The sequence below is a fragment of the Bacillus mycoides genome (genome assembly GCF_001757995.1).
In the GTDB taxonomy this organism is placed as follows: Bacteria; Bacillota; Bacilli; order Bacillales; family Bacillaceae_G; genus Bacillus_A; species Bacillus_A mycoides_B.
This window is the reverse complement of sequence record NZ_LXLV01000058.1, coordinates 62,701-84,829: the sequence shown is the minus strand read 5'-3', so window position 1 is coordinate 84,829 and position 22,129 is coordinate 62,701. Positions and strand designations below refer to the sequence as shown.

Annotated in this window: 22 protein-coding genes; 17 read left to right on the top strand and 5 right to left on the bottom strand. The window is 35.1% G+C overall.

Annotation, left to right across the window (positions count from 1 at the left end; all coding sequences use genetic code 11):
* The first annotated feature begins 3 nt into the window (after positions 1–3).
* From BWGOE10_RS34070 to BWGOE10_RS18095, 12 genes are all read left to right on the top strand, one after another.
* Positions 4–87 carry a hypothetical protein gene (locus BWGOE10_RS34070; protein WP_367890491.1) on the top strand — a complete coding sequence of 28 codons (84 nt, stop codon included), beginning with the start codon at positions 4–6 and terminating at the stop codon, positions 85–87.
* Between the two features lie 649 nt (positions 88–736).
* On the top strand, positions 737–2,737 hold the full coding sequence (gene tkt / locus BWGOE10_RS18145; protein ID WP_070144424.1) for a transketolase: 2,001 nt from the start codon (positions 737–739) through the stop codon (positions 2,735–2,737).
* A 156-nt stretch (positions 2,738–2,893) separates the two neighbouring features.
* Complete coding sequence (sirA, locus tag BWGOE10_RS18140; RefSeq protein WP_070144423.1) at positions 2,894–3,334, top strand: sporulation inhibitor of replication protein SirA; 441 nt, start codon at positions 2,894–2,896, stop codon at positions 3,332–3,334.
* 78 nt (positions 3,335–3,412) lie between these two features.
* A complete protein-coding gene (locus tag BWGOE10_RS18135; protein ID WP_001132292.1) occupies positions 3,413–3,634 on the top strand; it encodes a YneF family protein in 222 nt (73 codons plus the stop codon).
* A 620-nt stretch (positions 3,635–4,254) separates the two neighbouring features.
* Positions 4,255–4,848, top strand: a complete 594-nt coding sequence (locus tag BWGOE10_RS18125) for a hypothetical protein (RefSeq protein WP_070144421.1) — start codon at positions 4,255–4,257, stop codon at positions 4,846–4,848.
* Positions 4,849–5,333: 485 nt separating this feature from the next.
* Positions 5,334–7,085, top strand: coding sequence for an ABC transporter transmembrane domain-containing protein (locus tag BWGOE10_RS18120; RefSeq protein WP_070144420.1), 1,752 nt, complete (start codon positions 5,334–5,336; stop codon positions 7,083–7,085).
* Positions 7,085–8,848, top strand: a complete 1,764-nt coding sequence (locus BWGOE10_RS18115; RefSeq protein WP_070144419.1) for an ABC transporter ATP-binding protein — start codon at positions 7,085–7,087, stop codon at positions 8,846–8,848. The genes BWGOE10_RS18120 and BWGOE10_RS18115 overlap by 1 nt, the downstream gene beginning before the upstream one ends.
* A 197-nt stretch (positions 8,849–9,045) precedes the next feature.
* Complete coding sequence (locus BWGOE10_RS18110; RefSeq protein WP_070144418.1) at positions 9,046–10,080, top strand: nuclease-related domain-containing protein; 1,035 nt, start codon at positions 9,046–9,048, stop codon at positions 10,078–10,080.
* 110 nt (positions 10,081–10,190) lie between these two features.
* Positions 10,191–10,760, top strand: coding sequence for a hypothetical protein (locus tag BWGOE10_RS18105; RefSeq protein WP_070144417.1), 570 nt, complete (start codon positions 10,191–10,193; stop codon positions 10,758–10,760).
* 221 nt (positions 10,761–10,981) lie between these two features.
* Positions 10,982–12,709, top strand: a complete 1,728-nt coding sequence (locus BWGOE10_RS18100; RefSeq protein ID WP_070144416.1) for an S-layer homology domain-containing protein — start codon at positions 10,982–10,984, stop codon at positions 12,707–12,709.
* A gap of 166 nt (positions 12,710–12,875) precedes the next feature.
* Positions 12,876–13,022: a BC1881 family protein gene (locus tag BWGOE10_RS31825; RefSeq protein ID WP_002146257.1), complete on the top strand. Its 147-nt coding sequence runs from the start codon at positions 12,876–12,878 to the stop codon at positions 13,020–13,022.
* A gap of 107 nt (positions 13,023–13,129) precedes the next feature.
* Positions 13,130–13,885, top strand: coding sequence for a sulfite exporter TauE/SafE family protein (locus tag BWGOE10_RS18095; protein ID WP_070144429.1), 756 nt, complete (start codon positions 13,130–13,132; stop codon positions 13,883–13,885).
* 310 nt (positions 13,886–14,195) lie between these two features.
* On the opposite strand, the gene BWGOE10_RS18090 is transcribed toward BWGOE10_RS18095, so the two are convergent.
* Positions 14,196–14,396 (bottom strand): DUF3903 domain-containing protein, encoded by a 201-nt coding sequence (locus tag BWGOE10_RS18090; RefSeq protein ID WP_070144415.1) that lies wholly within the window; start codon positions 14,394–14,396, stop codon positions 14,196–14,198.
* A 141-nt stretch (positions 14,397–14,537) separates the two neighbouring features.
* Here BWGOE10_RS18090 and BWGOE10_RS18085 point away from each other — a divergent pair, with 141 nt between their 5' ends.
* Positions 14,538–14,951 carry an NUDIX hydrolase gene (locus BWGOE10_RS18085; RefSeq protein ID WP_070144414.1) on the top strand — a complete coding sequence of 138 codons (414 nt, stop codon included), beginning with the start codon at positions 14,538–14,540 and terminating at the stop codon, positions 14,949–14,951.
* Positions 14,952–14,963: 12 nt separating this feature from the next.
* Here BWGOE10_RS18085 and BWGOE10_RS18080 read toward each other — a convergent pair whose 3' ends face one another.
* Both BWGOE10_RS18080 and BWGOE10_RS18075 read right to left on the bottom strand, forming a co-directional pair.
* On the bottom strand, positions 14,964–15,641 hold the full coding sequence (locus tag BWGOE10_RS18080) for an LrgB family protein (protein WP_070144413.1): 678 nt from the start codon (positions 15,639–15,641) through the stop codon (positions 14,964–14,966).
* Complete coding sequence (locus BWGOE10_RS18075) at positions 15,638–16,003, bottom strand: CidA/LrgA family holin-like protein (protein ID WP_070144412.1); 366 nt, start codon at positions 16,001–16,003, stop codon at positions 15,638–15,640. Before BWGOE10_RS18075 ends, BWGOE10_RS18080 begins: the two co-directional genes overlap by 4 nt.
* Before the next feature lie 151 nt (positions 16,004–16,154).
* Here BWGOE10_RS18075 and alsR point away from each other — a divergent pair, with 151 nt between their 5' ends.
* The 4 genes from alsR (at position 16,155) to BWGOE10_RS18055 (ending at position 19,838) form a co-directional block, all read left to right on the top strand.
* On the top strand, positions 16,155–17,063 hold the full coding sequence (alsR, locus tag BWGOE10_RS18070) for an acetoin biosynthesis transcriptional regulator AlsR (protein ID WP_070144411.1): 909 nt from the start codon (positions 16,155–16,157) through the stop codon (positions 17,061–17,063).
* Positions 17,064–17,316: 253 nt separating this feature from the next.
* A complete protein-coding gene (locus tag BWGOE10_RS18065; RefSeq protein ID WP_070144410.1) occupies positions 17,317–17,892 on the top strand; it encodes an FtsX-like permease family protein in 576 nt (191 codons plus the stop codon).
* A 94-nt stretch (positions 17,893–17,986) separates the two neighbouring features.
* Positions 17,987–18,898, top strand: coding sequence for an ATP-binding cassette domain-containing protein (locus BWGOE10_RS18060; protein ID WP_002146265.1), 912 nt, complete (start codon positions 17,987–17,989; stop codon positions 18,896–18,898).
* A complete protein-coding gene (locus tag BWGOE10_RS18055) occupies positions 18,891–19,838 on the top strand; it encodes an ABC transporter permease (RefSeq protein WP_070144409.1) in 948 nt (315 codons plus the stop codon). The genes BWGOE10_RS18060 and BWGOE10_RS18055 overlap by 8 nt, the downstream gene beginning before the upstream one ends.
* A gap of 21 nt (positions 19,839–19,859) precedes the next feature.
* On the opposite strand, the gene BWGOE10_RS18050 is transcribed toward BWGOE10_RS18055, so the two are convergent.
* Positions 19,860–21,020 carry a M20 peptidase aminoacylase family protein gene (locus BWGOE10_RS18050; RefSeq protein WP_070144408.1) on the bottom strand — a complete coding sequence of 387 codons (1,161 nt, stop codon included), beginning with the start codon at positions 21,018–21,020 and terminating at the stop codon, positions 19,860–19,862.
* A 93-nt stretch (positions 21,021–21,113) separates the two neighbouring features.
* Positions 21,114–22,022 (bottom strand): EamA family transporter, encoded by a 909-nt coding sequence (locus tag BWGOE10_RS18045; protein WP_070144407.1) that lies wholly within the window; start codon positions 22,020–22,022, stop codon positions 21,114–21,116.
* Between the last annotated feature and the right edge of the window lie 107 nt (positions 22,023–22,129).

The following is a 22,129-nucleotide window of genomic DNA, read 5'->3' as shown; positions in this document are numbered from 1 at the left end:
TACATCTATCATTATAACTACAAACGATTCCAAAAACGACTCAATCATCGAGCTCCGATCGAATATCGAATTTCGATGGCTGCATAGTCTTTTTTACAGTTGTCTACTTGACGGGGATAAGTCCAAATTGATATGTCTTTTATTATGCACTTGCTGTGAAGGTAATATGTGAATAAATCGAATTGGTTGACATAGCTTTATTAGAAGCAATGATTGCAAGTGGATTGTATATGCAGTAATTCTTTAGGCAGGATAAAATAGATGCGAGGGGAATATGCGTGTGACATTTGTTTTATGATTAGTAGGAGTGCGTGGTTGAAATTAATATGCTTTTCATATTTGCGCTAAGCTTAAAATATGATCTTGTGCATGTGTTACTTTGAAGGTAATTATTATTGATTTTATTTCGATGCAAAGGGAGAATACCTTCTTTATTTTTAGTTAGAGCCTTCTATTCATTTGCCAAGCGCAGTAATGAAAGGTTAAATGTACATTTTTTATTTTTCGATTTAATGATATTGCATAAAAATACAGATAATTCCCTTTCTTTTTAAAATAGAAACAATAAAAAAGTATGTCATATTGAATGCCCATACATTACCGAAATCACTGTTTTTTTTATAAAAAATCAAAAAAACATCAACATATTTGTCGATACATGTTGTATAATCTTGCGTGGGAAGCTATCATATAAATGTATAAAACGTTTACTAACATACGCGAAGGGAAGAATAGCATGTCACATTCAATCGAACAACTTTCTATCAACACGATTCGCACATTATCCATTGATGCGATTGAAAAAGCAAACTCTGGTCACCCAGGAATGCCAATGGGTGCAGCACCAATGGCTTATACATTATGGACTCAATTTATGAAACACAATCCAAATAACCCAACGTGGTTTAACCGCGATCGTTTCGTATTATCTGCAGGTCATGGCTCAATGTTACTATACAGCCTACTTCATCTATCTGGTTATGACTTAACAATGGATGATTTAAAGAACTTCCGTCAATGGGGAAGCAAAACTCCAGGACATCCTGAGTATGGTCACACAGCAGGTGTAGACGCAACAACTGGTCCACTTGGACAAGGTATTGCAACAGCTGTTGGTATGGCGATGGCTGAAAGACATTTAGCGGCTAAATACAACCGTGATGCGTATAATGTAGTAGATCATCATACATACGCTATTTGTGGTGATGGAGATTTAATGGAAGGCGTTTCTGCTGAAGCATCTTCATTAGCTGCTCATTTACAATTAGGTCGTCTTGTTGTGCTTTACGATTCAAATGATATTTCATTAGATGGCGATTTAAATCGTTCATTCTCTGAAAGTGTAGAAGATCGTTACAAAGCATACGGATGGCAAGTAATCCGTGTTGAGGATGGAAACGATATTGAAGCAATTGCAAAAGCAATTGAAGAAGCGAAAGCTGACGAAAAACGCCCAACGCTAATTGAAGTAAGAACGACAATTGGTTTCGGTTCTCCAAACAAATCAGGAAAATCAGCTTCACACGGTTCTCCACTTGGTGTAGACGAAACAAAATTAACGAAAGAAGCATACGCTTGGACTGCTGAACAAGACTTCCATGTAGCAGAAGAAGTATATGACAACTTCCGTAAAACGGTACAAGATGCTGGTGAGACTGCACAAGCTGCATGGAACACGATGCTCGGTGAATATGCACAAGCATATCCAGAATTAGCAAACGAGCTGCAAGCAGCAATGAATGGTCTTCTTCCAGAAGGTTGGGAACAAAGTTTACCAACTTATGAATTAGGATCAAAAGCAGCAACACGTAATTCTTCAGGTGCTGTAATTAATGCTATTTCAGAGTCTGTACCATCATTCTTTGGTGGATCAGCTGACCTTGCTGGTTCTAACAAAACATACATGAATAACGAAAAAGACTTCACAAGAGCTGATTACAGTGGTAAAAACATTTGGTACGGTGTTCGTGAGTTTGCGATGGGTGCAGCAATGAACGGTATTGCACTACATGGCGGTTTAAAAACTTACGGTGGTACGTTCTTCGTATTCTCTGACTACTTACGTCCAGCAATTCGCCTTGCAGCATTAATGCAATTGCCTGTAACGTATGTATTCACACATGATAGTATCGCTGTTGGTGAAGATGGTCCAACACATGAGCCGGTTGAACAATTAGCAGCACTTCGTGCAATGCCAAACGTTTCTGTTATTCGTCCAGCAGACGGTAACGAATCAGTTGCAGCTTGGAGACTAGCTCTAGAATCTACAAAAACACCAACTGCATTAGTGTTAACTCGTCAAGATCTTCCAACATTAGAAGGTGCAAAAGACGATACTTATGAAAAAGTAGCAAAAGGTGCATATGTAGTTTCTGCAAGCAAGAAAGAAACTGCTGATGTAATCTTAATTGCAACTGGATCTGAAGTAAGCTTAGCAATCGAAGCGCAAAAAGCTCTAGCAGCAGACGGCGTTGATGCAGCTGTTGTTAGCATGCCATCTATGGATCGCTTCGAAGCTCAAACTGCTGAGTACAAAGAATCTGTACTACCAAAAGCAGTAACGAAACGTTTCGCAATTGAAATGGGTGCTACAATTGGATGGCACCGTTACGTAGGTCTTGATGGAGATGTACTAGGTATTGACACATTCGGTGCTTCTGCTCCTGGTGAGAAAATTATGGAAGAGTATGGATTTACTGTAGAGAACGTTGTTCGTAAAGTAAAAGAAATGCTTTAATGATTTTAGAAAAATCTCTCCAGCATGGGGAGATTTTTCTATGTAATTGAGTTTTTTCGACAGGAAAAGTTTTTTCTCTCTCCGTAGTCAGACAATCATTGCAAATTTTCTCTTATATAATGTAGGGAAAAGGTTGTCCAGATCGGGAGGGAAAAAATGAAAACGTATGAATTGTATTTAATTCAAGAGGATATTGCGAAAGCTTACTTTGGTCGTGAATATTTGTTTTTTGATTTATTTGCTCGATTTTCAGAATCTGGGTCCCTTTCGGAGAAGAAAGTATTATATAAACAAATGACGTATATTACGATGCCGTTACAAGTAATGAAACTTCATCATAAATTAGAACAAGCTTTGCGTGTTCTTGGCAAATATGAAAGAACAAATCATATTCATACGCTTTATACAGGAGCCGAATACGGCGAAATAATGGTGAAACCACAATATATTCGAATGAATACTTCTGGAAATGTATCCATGGAAACAACTTTCTTTGAGGTGCTTAGAAAGTGTGAGTTAACATTTTTAGCGATGGATTATGAAAATAAAAAGTACGGTTGGTTAAATCCTCTCAAACAAGTACGAACATATGTGTAAAAAATGTCGAATAGTATCTTGTCTTATTGAAAAGGTTTTAGTACACTGTAAGGTAGACAACATGAAGGAGGAAAAGATATGCCAATGTGGTTAGGTATTCTAGTGGGCGTAGTAGCACTAGTAGCAGGCGTGGCGTTAGGATTTTTCATTGCCCGCAAATACATGATGAATTACTTACAAAAAAATCCACCAATTAACGAACAAATGTTAAAAATGATGATGATGCAAATGGGACAAAAACCTTCCCAAAAGAAAATCAATCAAATGATGAGCGCGATGAACAAGCAACAAACGAAATAAGCGGATGGGTAATCCTTAGAGCCGCAAGCGTTTCATCAATATGATATAAGCATTAATTTCGTGTGAATGAATAAACTCAATGTATTCATTGGTTTATCTTTCTCTGAAATTTTCACGAAATTTGCTTTGTTTTTCTTAAAAACCACTTTTTCTGTTGGAATATAAACCAACGGGAAAGGTGGTTTTTTTGTTGGAATTTGAAGATGTAATTGAAGAGTATTTGTACCACTGTTTGGCAAAAGGGTTCACACCTAAGACAATGAAGAACAAGCGCCCAGAAATGAAGCATTTAAAAAGATTTCTATAGATAGTAAAAAAGGAAGGTTCCCCTATCTTTCTTTCGCTAACGCTCTCCTGTTCGCCTTCGGCTCATTACCTCACTTCGTTCAGTCTGCTTCCGCCATTTCCTTCATACAATAAAAAGAATACTTTAAATGAATTTTAAAGAAGTATGAAAAATGTAAACATTCTACTATGAACAATTCTCGTAGTAGAATATTTTTGAAGGTTTGCGAGAATCGGATTTTTGAAAATATTACATAATAGGAAGTTTATGTGTATGGAAAAATATGATATTTTTATTAGTGGTAGTGTGAAATTCATAAAAGGGGAGCAGGGATATGAAAATGTTGAAAAAATGGGGAGTTACGCTATTGATGGTGGCATTAGTGGCTGGATGTTCGTCAAAGACAGATACAGTCAAAGAAGAACCTAAAAATGAAGAATCAAAAGTAGAAGAAAAGGTAGAACAAACTAAGGTTGAACAGGCTAAAGAAGAGCCAAAAATAGATTTAGTTAATATTGAGAAAGAAAAAAGACAAAAATATGTTAATAATATTGTCATCATTACTGAAAAGACTGGTATATCGAACAAACTTATAGAGAAACTTCTTATGGAAGCAAATAATAACACAAGTTTGTTTGGAGACAATAAGTGGAAAGATGCTATAAGAAATGGATACAAAGCAATTGGAAATGATTATGACACATTAAAAACATACCCACAACAACATATTCCAGATGCATATAAACAACATCATGAAACATTATTAAAAAGTTATGAAACTTACATGGATAGTGGAGTGAAAATAATACTCTCAGTAGAGGAATTAAATTCAAGCAAAATGAAAGAAGGATTAGAATTAAAACAGAAAGCCATAGAATTGTTAAACAAATATACTAATGATATTAAAAGCGTTCCAGAACCAAAATAACTAAGAAAATGAGAGGAATGCAATTTTAATTGTAAAAACACAATGTAAGGATAGTTATAGTGGTGATATGATTTCAAAGGTGAAATATTTAAAAATAGATTTGGGTGCTGAATAGAACATTATTCTTCTGAGGTTGCTTGGATGAAAGAGTTTAGACAAAAGCAGTAAATGATTTTAACTTGTGAAGTGACGATTTAAAAAAATAGACGAATGATAAACCACTTTTGTATAAGATACTGGAATTTTATAGACAAGGTAAATGAAGATGTGCTATATTTTTCTTAACAGAAATAGCGGTGGAAATAGTCGTCAAACCTTGATATATAAGGGTTTTGATGCAAATGGAGCAAAAACCTTTCCAAAAGAAAAGGGCACTCTTACCGAGTGCCCTTTTCTTTTGGGTGAGCAAGATATTTAAAACTTTTAAAAATTCTGTATTTTTGTTAAACTGAAAATATCGCTCATTTTAAGGGAGGAGGATAAATATGAAAGTGTTTTTTAATTTAGCTTGGTTTTTTAAACAAGAAAAACGAGCGTACATAATCGGAATTATTATGTTATTTGGTGTCGCGCTTCTTGAACTTGTAGCGCCAAGAGTACTAGGCATTGTAGTAGATGAAATTAATAATGGAACATTAACGTCTGAAAAATTGTTGAACTGGGTTATTCTATTAGTAGTTGTAGGAATTACGATGTATATATTACGTTACTTATGGCGTATTATGATTTTTGGATCTTCTTTAAAACTAGCTCGTCAACTCCGAAAGAATTTATATGAGCATTTTACAAAGATGAGCCCATCCTTTTATCAATCACGTCGTACGGGCGATTTGATGGCACATGCGACAAATGATATTCAGGCGATTCAACAAACTGCTGGGTCAGGTGTGTTAACACTCGTTGATTCATTAGCTGTTGGAGGATGTGTACTCGTAGCGATGGGGTTTACAATTAGCTGGAAGTTAACGTTATTAAGTTTAATTCCGATGCCAATTGTAGCTATTTCTACAAATTATTATGGAACTTTATTGCATAGAAGATTTCATAAAGCACAGCAATCGTTTTCTGAAATCAATGATAAAGTACAAGAAAGTATGAGTGGGATGAAGGTAATTCGCTCACTTGGACAAGAGAAAGAGGATTTACAATCGTTTCGGAAGAAATCGGAAGATGTCGTACATAAAAATATGCTAGTTGCACGTATTGACTCGTTATTCGATCCAACGATTTCCTTAATTGTCGGATTTTCATTTTTGATCGCAATTTGTTACGGATCATTATTAGTCGTACGGGGTGAATTAACTGTAGGGGAATTGGTAACATTTACAACATACTTAGGGACACTTGTATGGCCAATGTTAGCGTTTGGATGGCTATTTAATATTATGGAGCGTGGACGTGCTTCGTATGATCGTGTGGAGAAAATACTTTCACAAACTTCAGATGTAGTGAATAGGGACAATGCTATAAATACTATAGCAAGTGGTGATGTTTCGTTCGCTGTTGATTCGTTTTCTTATAAAAAGAATGAACTATTAAACTTAAAAGATATTTACTTTAATTTAAGAAAAGGTGAAACGTTAGGAATTGTAGGACGTACCGGTGCAGGGAAGACGACGTTGTTAAAATGTTTAATTCGAGAGTATGATCATTTTAATGGTGAATTAAAAGTTGGGGAGCGGGATATTCGAGATTTAACACTTCACGGTGTGCGTTCTGCAATTTCATATGTACCGCAAGATCACTTTTTATTTTCAGCGAGTATTGGGGAGAACATTGCTTTTGGAAAGGTCGATGCTACATATAAAGAAATTAGCCGGGCTGCTGATATTGCTTGTATTCATAATGATATATTTCAATTTCCAGAAGGGTATGACACTGTAGTAGGTGAAAGGGGCGTTTCACTATCAGGAGGTCAAAAACAGCGAATCTCTATTGCGCGTGCATTATTAACAAATGCTGAAATTTTAATATTAGATGATTGTTTATCAGCCGTAGATGCAAAAACAGAAGAAACTATTTTAACTGCATTGAAACGAGAAAGGGCAGAGAAAACGACGATTATTACTGCCCATCGTTTAAGTGCTATTCAGCATGCAAATCTTATTCTTGTTATTGATGAAGGTAGGGTTATGCAGCGAGGGACACATGAGCAATTAATGAAAGAAAATGGTTGGTATAAAGAAATGTACGAAAGCCAGCAGTTAGAGGCATTAGTAGAGAAAGGAGGCGTATGATGGCTGAGAAAAAACGGAGTGATTTAAGAAGGTTGCTTTCTTATATGAGGCCTTATAAAGGGTTATTAGCGTTAGCATTTTTATTTCTAGTTGGTGCAACTGTAACTGAAATGATGGGTCCTTTTTTAATTAAACAATTTCTTGATGAACACTTAGTACCACGTAACTTTGAACAATCAGCACTTGTTACTCTATTTGTAGTGTATATTATTGCTCACTTATTAAAAGTATTATTTACGTATTTAGACTTATTGTACTTTCAAAATATCGCTTTTAAGATTGTTCAAGATATGCGAGTTGAAGTGTATGAACATGTTCAAAAATTGTCACTAAGTTTCTTTGATCGTACGCCGATTGGTACGCTCGTATCTCGTATAACGAATGATACGGAAGCGATTAAGGATTTTTATGTTAGTGTACTATCAACATTCGTGAAAAATGTAGTCTTTTTAGTAGGGATTTTAGTAGCGATGTTTTTACTAGATGTAAAATTAGCGCTATTTTCTCTCATATTAATTCCAATTATGTTTGCGATTATGGTGCTGTATCGCCGGAAAAGTGCAGCTTTTTATTTAGAGGTACGTAATCAACTGAGTGTATTAAATGCAAAGTTAAATGAGTCCATTCAAGGGATGAATATTGTTCAAGTGTTCCGGCAAGAAAAGCGGATGAGAAAAGAGTTTGAAGAAGTGAACAACAAGCATTATAGTGCTGGACGTCGTACATTGAAATTAGATGCATTACTTTTACGTCCAGCAACAGATCTTGTTCATATTGTAGCAATTGCGTTAGTACTTGGTTTATTCGGAATCGATGCTTTAAAGAGTCCTGTTGAAGTAGGGGTTTTATATGCTTTCGTTAACTATATTCATCGTTTCTTCCAGCCGGTAAATGAGATGATGATGAAACTATCTTTCTTCCAGCAAGCGCTTGTTTCATCATCGCGTGTATTTCATTTAATGGATGATAAAGATTTAGCTCCTGTTCAAATGGGGAGTGAACAGCCACGAGTAGCTAACGGGGAAATTCAGTTTAAAGATGTTACTTTTTCATATGATGGAAAGCGTGACGTTTTAAAAAATGTATCTTTTCACGTAAAGCCAGGGCAAACGGTTGCTTTCGTTGGACACACTGGTAGTGGTAAGAGTACAATTATGAATTTATTAATGAGATTTTACAATGTTAAATCAGGTAATATTGTAATAGATGGAGTGGATTTAGAGAAGTTTGAAGAACAAGAAATTCGAAAGAAGATTGGTCTTGTGTTGCAAGATGCATTTTTATTTGCAGGAAATGTAAAGCAAAATATTCGTATGTATAATGAAGAGATTACGGATGAAGAGATAGAGGAAGCGGCAAAGTTTGTGCAAGCGAATACGTTTATTGAAAAATTACCAGAGCAGTATGATACAGAAGTTGTCGAAAGAGGAGCTGCATTTTCTAGTGGTCAAAGGCAATTAATTGCTTTTGCTAGAACGATAGCAACCAATCCGAAAGTATTAGTGTTAGATGAAGCGACGGCAAATATTGATACAGAAACAGAGGAGGCTATCCAAGCGGCATTGCAGCAAATGCGAAAAGGCAGAACAACGATAGCGATTGCGCACAGATTGTCTACAATCCAAGATGCGGATCAAATATTTGTTATGCATGAAGGGGAAATTGTAGAAAGCGGAACACATCAAGAGCTACTTAGTAAACAAGGACTTTATTACAATATGTACTTACTGCAAAATAAAGGTAGTTTGCAACAGGCCTTATAATTATAAGGCCTGTTTTTAATTTATTGAAGTATTAAAAGTATGCAATGAAATTTCTTATGACAATAAAGTGGTATCCGACTTAAGGTGCCTTTTTATGAAGAATATATAATTTTTACAAAGTGTATATTGAAAGCGTAGTATAATATAATGGGTATATTTATAAAAAATAATCGAAAATGAAATAAAGGAGTAGAAGTATGGATTATGTGCTAATAGGTGGAATTTTAATATTATTAGCTGCAGTGTTTGTACTGTTTTATAAAAATAAACAGTTAGAATCAGAGAGTCAGCAAGTAGAATTTGAAAAGAAACAAGCGATTGAAACGTATGAAAGTGAAATTGCAGCTACGATTACAGAGCATAAAGAACAACAAAGTACTTTAAAGAATATGGAACAGAGAAAATATAATGATTTACAAGTTAGTACAGCTAGAGAAGTTGAAAATATGCGTATGATGAAAAATCAACTAGCTGTTCAACATAGTAAAGAACGTAGTGAAATGCAAGATAAGCATAGTAATGAACTACATATGTTTCAAAATTTAATTGCGGATTTACGAGAGTATACCAAAAATGGTGCTGAAGTGAATACACATGAAACATTACATTATATGAAACGAGGTTTTGTTGAGCAAGGAATCATACTAGAAGATGAATTTCATATTATGCCAAACGTTTTTATGATACGCAATAAATCTAGACATAAACGTGACATAAACGAAAATCGAATCCATCACCTCATTTTATGTAAAACTGGTATTTATCTACTTGAGACGAAAGAATGGACAGGGAAATTAATCCATGGCTTAACGAGAGAAAATGCAGGTATATATTCATTTATGATTGAGGAAATTGGCAAGTATCAACATGAAATTGAAAAAGAAGAGACATTTGAATTTATTACGGATGGAACGTCATTAACTTTGCAAGTAAGAAATGAAGGGAATCCAGCGTATAAAGCGAAAATATTATCTCAAACTTTATATAATTGTTTGGAAGAAATGCAAATAGATATTGTAAAGGAAAAAATAAAACCGATTGTATATTTTGAAAATGAGAGTGGAAAAGAAGTTATTGATCTTTCTAATGAAGAATTGCCGAGATTTAAAGATAGAGAGCAAATTGTAACATTTTTCAGAAATGAAGTTTTGACAAGTAAAGTAATATATACCGCACAAGAACTAGGAAAGATTAGAGATATGATTGGTCAGATGAATTATGTTTCGAAGTGAAACTTTAATTAGCAGAGCTATTATAGGTAGCACGACTTCCACCTAACATAGCAAGGCTTGAAGTGGGAGTTTCACTGCCTGTAAATAGCGGGATAAAGTAGGTGCTTTAGGTGGAGAAAGGTAAAAGCTCTATATTGTGGGGAATATTGTACATTTATTTTTGTTTGTATATATTAATGTACCTTGTGTTTATCTTTGTTATTGATATGGTTCATGTGTCATTGAGTGTAATGAGTATTTTTGTAGTAGCAATGCCTTTTATTCTACTAGTTATTATTCAAAAGGCTGTCTTACATGTATCAGCAAGACGTGATAAAGATAAGAAACAGCTGTTCACTGTAATGATGGTTGCTCTCATTCTATTGATAGTATGCACTTTACAATTAAGTTTAAATAAATACACTTCAAACTTTAATCAGGATCGGTGGTTAAATGATGAAGAAAAACGGGTATATATGATAGATGACTTATTAAAGCGGCATAAATTGATAGGGAAATCAAACGAGGAAATCATAAAATTGTTAGGGGCCCCTACGAAAACAAGCAGTTTGGAAACGGGAATTACTACACTATACTATCTTGGGAATGAACGTGGTTTCATTCCTATAGATAGTGAATGTCTTGTTTTGCAATTTGATAAAGATGGTAGGGTTATAGAATATAAGGTGCAACGAGATTGAAATAGTGAGAGGAAGAAGCTATACCTTTTATAGCTTCTTTTCTATATTCCAATATAGAAAAAGTAGGCAAATAGTAGTCATTCCTATCTATACGAATGGGGTAGAGTTTGTTATATTGTAAATGGCTATTTAGTTTAGAAGTTTACTAGATAGTATTAAATTTTTTAGATTAGGGAGGGAAGTTAACACGAATTTCGATATAAGCGTGTTAAATAATTATTATGAAAAAAGGATTTTATAATGTTTTAGCTGCATCAATTGTATTTAGTATGGTAACGATTCCAGCTTCTTCCTATGCTGACACAGTAGAAAAGACCGTAACAATTTCAACTGACGAGCAAGCTTTAAAAAGTATTGAAACCCATATGAAAGATGAAGATGGGCGTGGAGAGGACAAAGGAATAACAAATGAAGCGCAAGGAGATTTTCTTGTACATATAATAAGTTCAGCACCTTTATATGATTCTGCTGATTTACAAAAAGAGACAGGTGCTCAGATTTCAAATCAAGTGGCGAAAGCTGAGAAACGAAAAGGAAACGCTTACTATGTTGAAACATCATCTGGAGCTGGGTGGATACAAAGTAGTGAAGGAAATGTAGAGGTTAAGGAAGTTTATCACTTGGCAAACGAAAAATTAGTAATTAATGAAGAGACAGCTACATATTCCGCACCATTTAATTCATATAAAGATGAGAAAGTGTTACAACCGCAAACAATTATTGCAATTGGACAAGTTGGAGAGTGGTTCCAAGTCCAAATAGATAATGAGGTGAAATGGATTTACGCACCTTCAGCAAAATTTGAAGGGACAAAGGCCTCGCTTATTCAAGAAACAACACCAACACGTACAAAACGTGCAGCCGTTATGTATACTGCACCAATAGAAGAGAAAACAACGGATATTTACGGTGTACCATTAAAGGAAATGATTGTACCAACAGGAAATGAAAATATTCGTCCAGGTTATGCGATGAAACCAAAATACATTACAATTCATGAGACAGATAATTATAGTGTTGGAGCAAATGCTAGAAACCACGCACAATATTTATACAGCCAAGCAACAGGAACGACTGATCGTTCAGCATCTTGGCATTTTACAGTAGATGATAAAGAAATTTATCAACATCTACCATTAAATGAAAATGGTTGGCATGCTGGAGATGGAGCAGAAGGAACTGGTAATAGAGAATCAATTGCAATTGAAATTGCTGTCAATCAAGATGGTGATTATAATAAAGCTGTGGAAAATGCTCGTAAACTAGCAGCCTATTTAATGGGGGAATTAAATATTCCTGTAGAAAATGTGAAAAAACATCAATTTTGGAGCGGAAAGAATTGTCCGGCCATTATGATAAAGAATAATGCGTGGGAGCCATTTTTACAGGGAACGAAAGCTTATTATGATGCGAATCATAAAGATGATATAACTGGCGGTTGGTATGAAGCTGATATTCGTGAATTAGATAAAAGAGGTATTATGGTTGGAGATGGGAAGGGTTCTTACTGGCCAGAACGTCTTGTAACACGTGGTGAATTTGCGAATTTAGTTTCAAGATCATTGCAATTACCAGAGGGGAAATCGAATTTCAAAGATTTAAGCACAGCCCATCCATCGTTAGTCGATGGTATTAATCGTGCAGCTAGTGCTGGGATTATAAGTGGACGAGGAAATGATATATTTGCTCCGAATGATACGATTAAACGTGATGAAGCTGTCATTATGATTGATCGTGCATTGCAATACAAAAATATAAAAGGTAATTTAGTTCCATTACCATTTACGGATCAAAATTTAGCGTATGATAAACAGGCAGTTCAGCGTGTTTATGGGTTAGGTATCGTAAAAGGGAATGAGAATAATGAGTTTATGCCAAAAGGTTCTGCAACACGTGGGGAATCGGCAGCATTTATTAATAGAATGTTAAAAGTAATAGAGAGTAAATAATGGAAAGGCATTCGCTTTGGCGAGTGCTTTTTTATTTTTCAATATGTTATAGAAAGGGGATGTGAATTTTGGCTGGAATAAGGAATGAAAGTGGAGGTGATGCATATATTTAGATGCATTGGGTAGTTTTTTGTAATTTCGTATAAAATGAAAAGGAGGTAAGACGGTGAAAGCGATACCGACTGATGTCCTGAGTAAGGAATTGATGGAAAGAGAAGGGGTTATATCTATTACAGTGAAGGAATTTGAAAAGATAGAAGTGGCCGGAGTTGTTGTCTCTGGACCAGCTGTAATTTTGATTAATCAAGATTAAGTACATATTATCAATATAGAAAAGTAGTAAAAGCATCCGTTTAGGATGCTTTTTGTTTGTATAGAAGTGTGCATATGATAGATAATTGGGGTATTGGAGGGGAGTATGTGGCAATTATTATAATAATGTTATTAATGGGAGTTTTATTAGGATTTGTCGGAGCAGGAGGAGCAGGATTTATCATCGCCATACTCACTCTAGTATTCCATATCCCTATTCATGTTGCGCTTGCAACATCTTTAACTGCTATGGCATTTACGACATTATCTGGAGTAGTAAGTCATTACAGGGAAGGGAATGTTGTGTTTGTAATAGGCGGGATTGTTGGGGGATTTGGAGCGATTGGTTCCTTTATTGGTTCGAAGTTTGGTTCGCTAATACCAGCGAATCTTCTACACTGGTTTACAGCGGGTATGTTATTTTTATCTGCAATTTTCATGTTTATTCGATTGATTATGTTCCAAAACAGGGAGCAGTCGTCTTTAAAAGAGGGAAAAGAACTTACGAAAGATAACTTGATCAAATGTATATGTCTCGGACTGGTTACTGGAATTTTAGCTGGTTCGTTTGGGATTGGTTCAGCGCCCTTTATCCAACTCGGGTTAATGGTTCTATTAGGTTTAACGATCCGTCAATCTGTAGGGACGACAATGCTCGTTATATTACCAATCGCAATTGGAGGTGGGCTTGGATATAGTTCGGAAGGGTATTTAGATTATGTATTATTAGTACAAGTTTTAATCGGGACAATGTTAGGCGCATATATAGGAGCTAAGTTTACAAATTATGCACCTCGCATGCTTTTAAGGTTTTCAATGATTATGACACCGATACTAGCTGGATGTATGTTATTAGTAGAGTAAAGAAAACTATTAATATATTTTACGAATGAATTATGTAAGTAATTCATATTTCCCATATAAAAGGATTTGCTTTAATATAATGAGTGTAAAGTTCGAGTATTCGAAGTATTACTTGAATTATATCCCTATCCCTTTTCTAAAAAATGCGAACAAGTTTTGCCCTATTCTATTCAATAGTTTATTGTATAGAAATATATTGTTCGATGACCATTATGGAACGCACATAATGGGTAAATCCCGATCCTTAAAGAGGATGCCCCTAATCTTCATGTGAAAATATGATCGGATAAGAAAGCTGGCCAATTTATGGTCAGCTTTCTTTTTGTTCAATGAGTAATTCTTCTTTAATTTCTGTTTGCAATAATAAAGTTTTTCCGAAGCGACGTTTACATTCAGCTCGTACTTTTTGGATTGCTAGTAGCTGAGAAGTGGCGGGCACTGTGACGATAGCCTGCCGAGGTTTTCGATTTTCTTCACAAAAAACACATTCCACAACATATTTAGAAATCATAATTTCATCCTTCCGGTTTGAATTTCTAAGAAGGGACTGCTCATGAAGTTGATGTAATCTTTCGGCATCGTTTTACTTTATTCCTCTTTTTTCAAGGATATATATAAAGAAAGATCGAAATTTAGTATGGGGGGAGATAGGATGAAAAGATGGATTGGTACGGCAGCTATATGTATGAATGAAAAGAATGAATTTTTAATGGTACTACAAGGAAAAGTAGATGAAGAAAAACGATGGACTGTGCCAAGCGGGGGACAAGAAGAGGGAGAAACCCTTGAGGACTGCTGTGCTCGTGAAGTGTGGGAAGAAACGGGTTATGAAGTGAAAATTATAGAAAAACTATGTGAAAAGAAAGGGATAACATATGGGGTGCCAGTTCATGTGCATTACTATATTGTAAAGTTAATAGGCGGTAACATGAAAATACAATACCCTGATGAGTTAATACATGAAATAGCTTGGAAAGGAATTGATGAAGTAAAAGAATTATCTTTATCTTTTCCAGAGGACCAGGAGCTTTTAAATAAATATATAAATAAAAAAGCAAGTGTGTAAATACTTGCTTTTTTAGTGTATCCAAGATAAGAAAAGTGGAACGATAACTAAACTAGCTCCAGCTGTTAAAAGCATTGATAAACTTGCAATTGTACCTTCTACAGGGCCGATTTCAAATGCTTTTGATGTTCCGGTTCCATTCGCGCTAGTACCTAGCATTATACCTTTTGCGAGCGCTGTTTTAATACGGCATATGCGTATGAGTGTAGGACCGAGTAATGCTCCAGTTAAGGCAGTTAATACAACGAAAACTGCTGTTAATTGTGACATGCCGCCAATCATTTCTGAAATAGCCATTGCAATAGGTGTTGTTACAATGTGCGGTGCTAAACTTTGTTCTATTGTAGAGTCAATTTGAAAAAAATTAGCTAGTAGTGCGGAAGTAATAACAGATAGAAAAGAACCGACAATGACATTAATTAAAATAGCAGTTCCATGTTTTTTTAATAGATCAAAATATTTATAGATTGGCCATGCGAAAGCAACTGTTGCAGGTTTTAATAATTCTGTTAGCCAATGACTACCAGATTCGTAGGTTTCGTATGGTGTATCTAATCCGAGTAATAAAGCAATTAAAATGATTGGGCATACAAGAAGGGGAGAAAGTAAGCTCCAATTCCAGCGTTGATACATTTTTTTAGATACCCAATATGTGAATAGTGTTAATGGTAAACAAAGAAAGCCGATCATTGTGTTGATCCTTTCCGCTTTAATAGCAATTCTGTTAAAAGTCCTGTTACGAGAGTGACACAAAGTGTACTAATTACGATAATTAAAATGAGATCGATTCCATATTGTGATAATGTATCTTTGTAACGAATGACAGCGACTGCAGAAGGGATGAAAAATAAAATAAGTTCTTTTAATAAAAAGTCTGCACCGTCTTGTATCCATTCTTTTTTCACTATGTTAAGTTTTAATGAGATTAACAATAAAAAAATACCGATTATACTTCCTGGAACTGGGAGGTGTGCTTGTTTTGCAATCCATTCACCTGTCCAAGCGAAACAAAATAATAATAAAATTTGTCCGCTTAACTTCCACCATTTCATACAGTAACCACCTCTTTGTTTATTACATAAAAATTGTAAAAAATAATTAACAATTTCTACTATACGTTCATTCGAAAAATTTGTCTAATATATAAATTATATGTTATTAATATATTAGATGTATTAATCGAAAGTGAAAAGGGTGTCCAAAATGGAATTACGGCATTTGCAATATTTTGTTGTAGTGGCAGAGGAATTGCACTTTGGACGAGCGGCTGCTCGTTTACAAATGACACAACCCCCGCTTAGTCAACAAATTCAGCAATTAGAAAAAGAAATGGAAGTTATGTTATTTTCAAGAACGAAGAGAAAGGTTGAATTAACAGAAGCTGGAGAAATGTTTTTAAAAGAAGTGAAAAAAGCGTTTGTACAAATTGAAAAAGCAGTAGAAGTCGCACAAAGTGCTCAAAGGGGAGAAGTAGGATCACTTTCAATTGGTTTTGTAGGTGCGGCGATATATGATATTTTACCGTCAATCGTCAGGGAGTATAGAAAGAAATTTCCAAGGGTGTCTGTTGCATTACATGAATTGTCAACACCAGATCAGGTGCATGCACTTCATGATAATCGAATTGATATTGGATTTTTACGTCCGCCAATTCCAACGCAATTACTTGAGTTAGAACCAATTCAAAAACTTTCGTGTACGTTATGTTTACCGAAGGCGCATCCGCTTGCTGGAAAGGACGAAATACATATCGAAGATTTAAGGGATGAACCGTTCGTATTTATTACGAGACCAGTATGGCCAGCGTTATACGATACAATTTTATCGCTTTGCCGCGATGTAGGTTTTAGTCCGCACATTGTACAAGAAGCAACGGAGTATCAAACTGTCATGGGGCTTGTGGCAGCAGGTATTGGAATTACAGTAATACCTGTATCCGCAAATAAATTGTATAAAACAGAAGTTGTATATAAAGAGTTACGTGATTCTAATTTTGTTGCAGAAATGTCAGTGGCTTATAAAAAAATGAATAGCAATCCAGAGTTGTTAGAGTTTTTGAAAATTGCAAGAGAGAAAAAAAGGATTGAAGTGGAAGATGCGAAGGCTGAATAGTTGATGAAATTACAAGGCAGTCATGATAATTAAGTTATATAAAGATTCACCTCATTAAACAAAAAACGGAAATGTAACTAAAGTGCATTTCCGTTTTTTGTTTTTTATTCAATGCTAAGGAGATAAATATGCGTGGTTTCTAGGACTAAAGGCTTAGTAAAGATTCCGATTGTAGTGCGATGTATAAAATGTCATATTTTTATAAACTAGTAGTATAGAATGCGTATGTTATGAAGCAAGGTAGGGGGAAATTATGTCTTTATTTCGGTTAGCGAGAAAAAATATACAAACATTTGCTGCCCAAAGGTTAAAACAATTTATGTGGATTGCTATGAATACAATGCTTTGTTTTTTTATGATATCATTCCGATTCAATGAAGCTGTAATAAGTAAAGTGGAATATACACCTATATTTGTAAAGTGGTTTTATGCTATGTTTCTATTTATAGTTTTTGTGTGTATTTTCATTACATATAAAATGACAGCTTCTCTTTTACAGATAAGAAAAGAGGAGTTTACATCGAATGAAGTGATGCATATGACAAGAAAAGAAATGTTATGTTTATTATGTCAGGAGCAATTATTAACTTGCGGAGGAGCACTCGTTTTCGGATTAATTCATGGTATGTTATTTTTGAAATTATTTATTATTATTTTTATGAAAGCAATAGGAATCCAAGGAGTAACAAATGCACCGGTTACGACGTATGCGATAATGGTAACAGCAGTTGTTATGATAACCGTCATTATAATATCGATGTGGCAATGTTGTAGGTTTACACAAAGGTTAAAGGGTGAAAAGTCATATGAAACGAGGAGAAAGGCATGAGAAATCATGGCTTTTTCTTCATTTTACACATGTTATTAATCATGATACAGTGGGAAGAACTGAAAAAAAGAGTTAAGAAGAAAGGTTGTATGGAATGATAAATGAGCAAGCGATCGTAAAAGTTGACCGATTAACAAAACGAATTGGTTCAAAGACGTTAGTAGAAAATATTAGTTTTGAAGTGAAAAAGGGTGAAGTAGTTGGCTTATTAGGACCAAATGGTGCTGGGAAAACGACATTAATGCGAATGATGGTCGGAATGATTCGTATGACAGAAGGAGAAGTATGGATTGATGGTCAATCTGTAAAACAGCAATTTGAAAAAACTGCTGCGAAAATTGGTGCTGTAATTGAGACACCAGAATTTTATCCTTTCTTAAGCGGCTATGAAAATTTAACATATTTCGGACGAATGAATGGCAATGTGACTGAAGAGCGTATCGATGAAGTAGTGCAATTGTTAGGAATGGGACAAGTAATTGACCGTAAAGTAAAAGCATATTCACTCGGTATGAGACAACGTTTAGGAATTGCTCAGGCACTTATACATAATCCAGATGTATTAATACTAGACGAACCAACGAACGGATTAGATCCTAGTGGTATACATGAAATGCGGATGTACATAAAGAAAATTGCGCATGAACAAGGAAAAGCTGTTCTTGTCTCTAGTCACTTACTCTCAGAAGTTGAATTAATGTGTGACAGGGTTATTATTATTCAGCACGGAGAATATGTCGCAACGCAAAATATTCAAAGTGATCAAAAGGAAGAAACAGAAGAAATACATATACGTGTAGATGACGCGAATAAAGCGGCAGAGGTTTTAGAATACGATGTTTTAGTAAAAGAAAACGAATTAATTATAAACGTGAAAGATGAAGAAATTCCAAATATTCTTCGTACATTGATGGAGAAAAACATTCAAGTTTATCGTGTATATGAAGAAAGAAAAACGCTAGAAGAGCAGTTTTTAGAATTAACAGGGGGAAAAGATATTGTTTAATTTAGTTTATAACGAGTTGTATAAAATATTTAAGCGAAAGCGAACGATTATTCCTTTTGCAGTTATTGCGGTATTAATTATTGGATTAGGATGGGTTACGGTAAAGTATTTAGAGCCAGAAACAAAAGGGTGGAAAGCGGATTATACAGAACGAACTGTAGAAATTGAGAAAAAACTTGGTATGAAAAAGGAGGATATTTTAGCAGAAAAGTCAGGGGACGAGCTTGTAAAAGAATATCAACTTAAAATGAAGCATTTAGATACGAATACAGCGCCAGCGAGTAGTTCTCCACTTTCTTTCATGAGAGATACTGGCTTTATTGTTTTTCCTATTTTACTTCCGTTTATTCTCGTATATGCGAGTACAATTTTTGCGAATGAATATAGCTGGGGAACATATAAATTTTTAACGATTCGTCCAGCGAGCAGATTTAAAATTTTAACATCGAAATTTTTGGCCATCGTTATATTTGCGGCATTATTATTTATCTTTAATATGATTTTTTCAACATTATGCGGGCTAATTATTTATAAATTCCAACAACCACCCTGGACTGAATTTATCGTTCAAGACGGAAATATTATTAAACAAAATATTTTCGTGGAAGCAAGTAAATATTACATTTTATCTTGGTTACCAACTCTTGTATATGCTGCATTTGCCTTTATGATTTCCGTTTTAACGAGATCGAGTGGAGGTGCAATCGGGATTTCTCTATTTCTCGCATTATCAGGGGGAATAGCGCTAATTCCAGCAGCAAGATATGAATGGGCGAAATATTTATTACCAGCGAATACAGATTTATATGGGCTTTTAAAGGGTGGAAGCTTTATTGATGGAGTAACATTCCCATTTGCTTCTTGTATGCTTCTTCTATACTTAGCTGTATTTTTAGGGGTTTCCTATACTGTATTTATAAAACGAGATTTAACAGCATAAGCAAAAGCCGTTAAGGGTAACTTAACGGCTTTTTGTTTGTAATAATTGATGAATAGCTTCTTCGGCTAATAAGGCGAAATACTCCGCGCTAATAGGCAATGCTTTTTCATCTACTGTAAAAGCTGGATGATGCCATTCATGTGTACCACTTGTTCCCATAAAGACGAATGAACCTGGTATTTCTTGTTGGTAAAAAGAAAAGTCTTCTCCTGCCATTGATGGTGTAGGAGAGATAACGTTTAGATTCATTTTCTCTGCAACCTGAACAGAAAGATCAGTGAGTACTTTATCGTTTTGAACAGCAGGAGGACCTGGATAAAATCGGAATTCTGTTTTTACACCTAGTGCATCAGAAACGCCTTTAATGATACGTTCCATTAATGCCGGAATCTTTTCACGTGTTTCAGCTTGGAATGTACGGACAGTTCCTTCTAATATTGCTTTTTCGGGAATAACGTTCCACGTATTCCCTGAATGAATGTTTGTTACACTTACGACAGCGTTATGAGAAGAACTAATATTTCGGCTTACAATCGTTTGAAGTGCCATAACGATTTGAGCTGATGCAACGATAGGATCGACGCCGGCATCAGGCACAGCTGCATGTGTACCAACACCATGGATTTCAATTTCAAATCGATCAACTCCAGCCATTAGTGGACCCTCTTTAATACCAATTGTACCTACTGGTAAATCAGGTTTATTATGCATGCCGAAAATAGCTTGCACGCCACGTAAATGTCCAGCTTCAATAACTTTGCAAGCACCATTACTACTTTCTTCAGCTGGCTGGAATATAAGGCGGACAGTTCCGTTAAGAGAAGCTTCTTTTTCTTTTAATAAGTAAGCCGCACCCAATATAGCAGCTGTATGAAAATCATGCCCACAAGCATGCATTTTACCTTGTATTTTTGAAGTGTATGGAAGGTCTGTTTCTTCCTGGATAGGAAGGGCATCGATATCAGCACGAAGCGCTACAACCGGTCCGTTTTTATTACCAGAAATTTCAGCGATAACTCCTGTTTCTAAATTGGAATCATTAATAGTAATATTAGCTTCTTCTAACCAATTTTTTATTGCTTTTGTCGTTTCAAATTCTTCGTATGATAGTTCTGGGTATTCGTGTAAATGTCGACGAATAGAAATAAGTTTTTCTGTTAATTGATTTGGAATGGATGCCACTTATTATCCCCTCTTTCTTAAGTGAAATAGTTGTATTCATTATATAACACAATAATAAAAAGAGAGGATTTTCAAATGAAAATCCTCTCTCGTTTATGCCGCAACTTTTTTATGAGTATGCTGCTTTTTATAGCGTCCACGCATTGCATATGCAATTTGCGGGATTGCAATACCGATTAAAATAAGTGATACACCGACCCATTGTGAAGATAGTACAGCTTCTTTTAAAACGAATACAGACATAATTGTTGTAACTGGCAGTTCTGCTGCACCAAGAATAGTCGCTAAGCCAGATCCGATTTTTGGAATACCGATTGTAAAGGCAATGGACGGAATAACGATACTAAATATTCCTAATCCTAAGCCGTATTTCCAAAGGCCTTGAGAAATCGCTCCGTTAAAAATAAATGTTGGCGGGAATACGATCATGACTAAAGTTAAAGCGCCAGCCATTAAAAGGACACCGCGTGGTAATGAAGGTACTTCAACGGCAACTTTACCACTTACGAAAATGTATGTTGCAAATGTAACAGCAGATAATAAGCCCAAAATGATTCCAGTCGTATCGAAATCACCAGCTGATGTTTCTAATAACCCACTTGATAAAAATGTACCTGCAAGTAGGAAGATTACTGAAATAACTTTTTCTCTTGAAGGTAATGTTTTCGTTGTAATTGCTTCAATGATAATTCCAACCCAAACGAATTGGAATAAAAGTATAATTGCAATAGAAGCTGGTACAGTTTTTAAAGAAGCGTAGTAAAAAATTCCAGTAAAACTTGCAGACGTACCTGCGACGAATAAAATTAACATTTGTTTTAGTGGAACACGATGTCTAGAAAATAGAAGTGTAATAGCAAGTAAAATAATCCAACCGAACAAATACTGGCTACCAATTACCTCTCCAAGTGAAAATCCTTCTGCATATGCAAGTTTAACAAAAATAGCTAAAACCCCATAACTACACGCTCCTAATAAAACTAAAAGAGAATAACGAAGCATGAAAAATTCCTCCCATCTATATGAAATTGTTCCGTAACGGACATATATAACTAGAGGGAAGTATACAAAATTAAAAATGAAGGGTCAAATGAAAGAAAAGTGCGAAA

What these genes read in the sequence shown, in the direction of transcription:
- tkt (WP_070144424.1), top strand. Translation starts at nt 737, where the DNA reads ATGTCACATTCAATCGAACAACTTTCTATCAACACGATTCGCACATTA.
- sirA (WP_070144423.1), top strand. Translation starts at nt 2,894, where the DNA reads ATGAAAACGTATGAATTGTATTTAATTCAAGAGGATATTGCGAAAGCT.
- BWGOE10_RS18135 (WP_001132292.1), top strand. Translation starts at nt 3,413, where the DNA reads ATGCCAATGTGGTTAGGTATTCTAGTGGGCGTAGTAGCACTAGTAGCA.
- BWGOE10_RS18125 (WP_070144421.1), top strand. Translation starts at nt 4,255, where the DNA reads ATGAAAATGTTGAAAAAATGGGGAGTTACGCTATTGATGGTGGCATTA.
- BWGOE10_RS18120 (WP_070144420.1), top strand. Translation starts at nt 5,334, where the DNA reads ATGAAAGTGTTTTTTAATTTAGCTTGGTTTTTTAAACAAGAAAAACGA.
- BWGOE10_RS18115 (WP_070144419.1), top strand. Translation starts at nt 7,085, where the DNA reads ATGGCTGAGAAAAAACGGAGTGATTTAAGAAGGTTGCTTTCTTATATG.
- BWGOE10_RS18110 (WP_070144418.1), top strand. Translation starts at nt 9,046, where the DNA reads ATGGATTATGTGCTAATAGGTGGAATTTTAATATTATTAGCTGCAGTG.
- BWGOE10_RS18100 (WP_070144416.1), top strand. Translation starts at nt 10,982, where the DNA reads ATGAAAAAAGGATTTTATAATGTTTTAGCTGCATCAATTGTATTTAGT.
- BWGOE10_RS18090 (WP_070144415.1), bottom strand. Translation starts at nt 14,396, where the DNA reads ATGATTTCTAAATATGTTGTGGAATGTGTTTTTTGTGAAGAAAATCGA.
- BWGOE10_RS18085 (WP_070144414.1), top strand. Translation starts at nt 14,538, where the DNA reads ATGAAAAGATGGATTGGTACGGCAGCTATATGTATGAATGAAAAGAAT.
- BWGOE10_RS18080 (WP_070144413.1), bottom strand. Translation starts at nt 15,641, where the DNA reads ATGATCGGCTTTCTTTGTTTACCATTAACACTATTCACATATTGGGTA.
- BWGOE10_RS18075 (WP_070144412.1), bottom strand. Translation starts at nt 16,003, where the DNA reads ATGAAATGGTGGAAGTTAAGCGGACAAATTTTATTATTATTTTGTTTC.
- alsR (WP_070144411.1), top strand. Translation starts at nt 16,155, where the DNA reads ATGGAATTACGGCATTTGCAATATTTTGTTGTAGTGGCAGAGGAATTG.
- BWGOE10_RS18065 (WP_070144410.1), top strand. Translation starts at nt 17,317, where the DNA reads ATGTCTTTATTTCGGTTAGCGAGAAAAAATATACAAACATTTGCTGCC.
- BWGOE10_RS18060 (WP_002146265.1), top strand. Translation starts at nt 17,987, where the DNA reads ATGATAAATGAGCAAGCGATCGTAAAAGTTGACCGATTAACAAAACGA.
- BWGOE10_RS18045 (WP_070144407.1), bottom strand. Translation starts at nt 22,022, where the DNA reads ATGCTTCGTTATTCTCTTTTAGTTTTATTAGGAGCGTGTAGTTATGGG.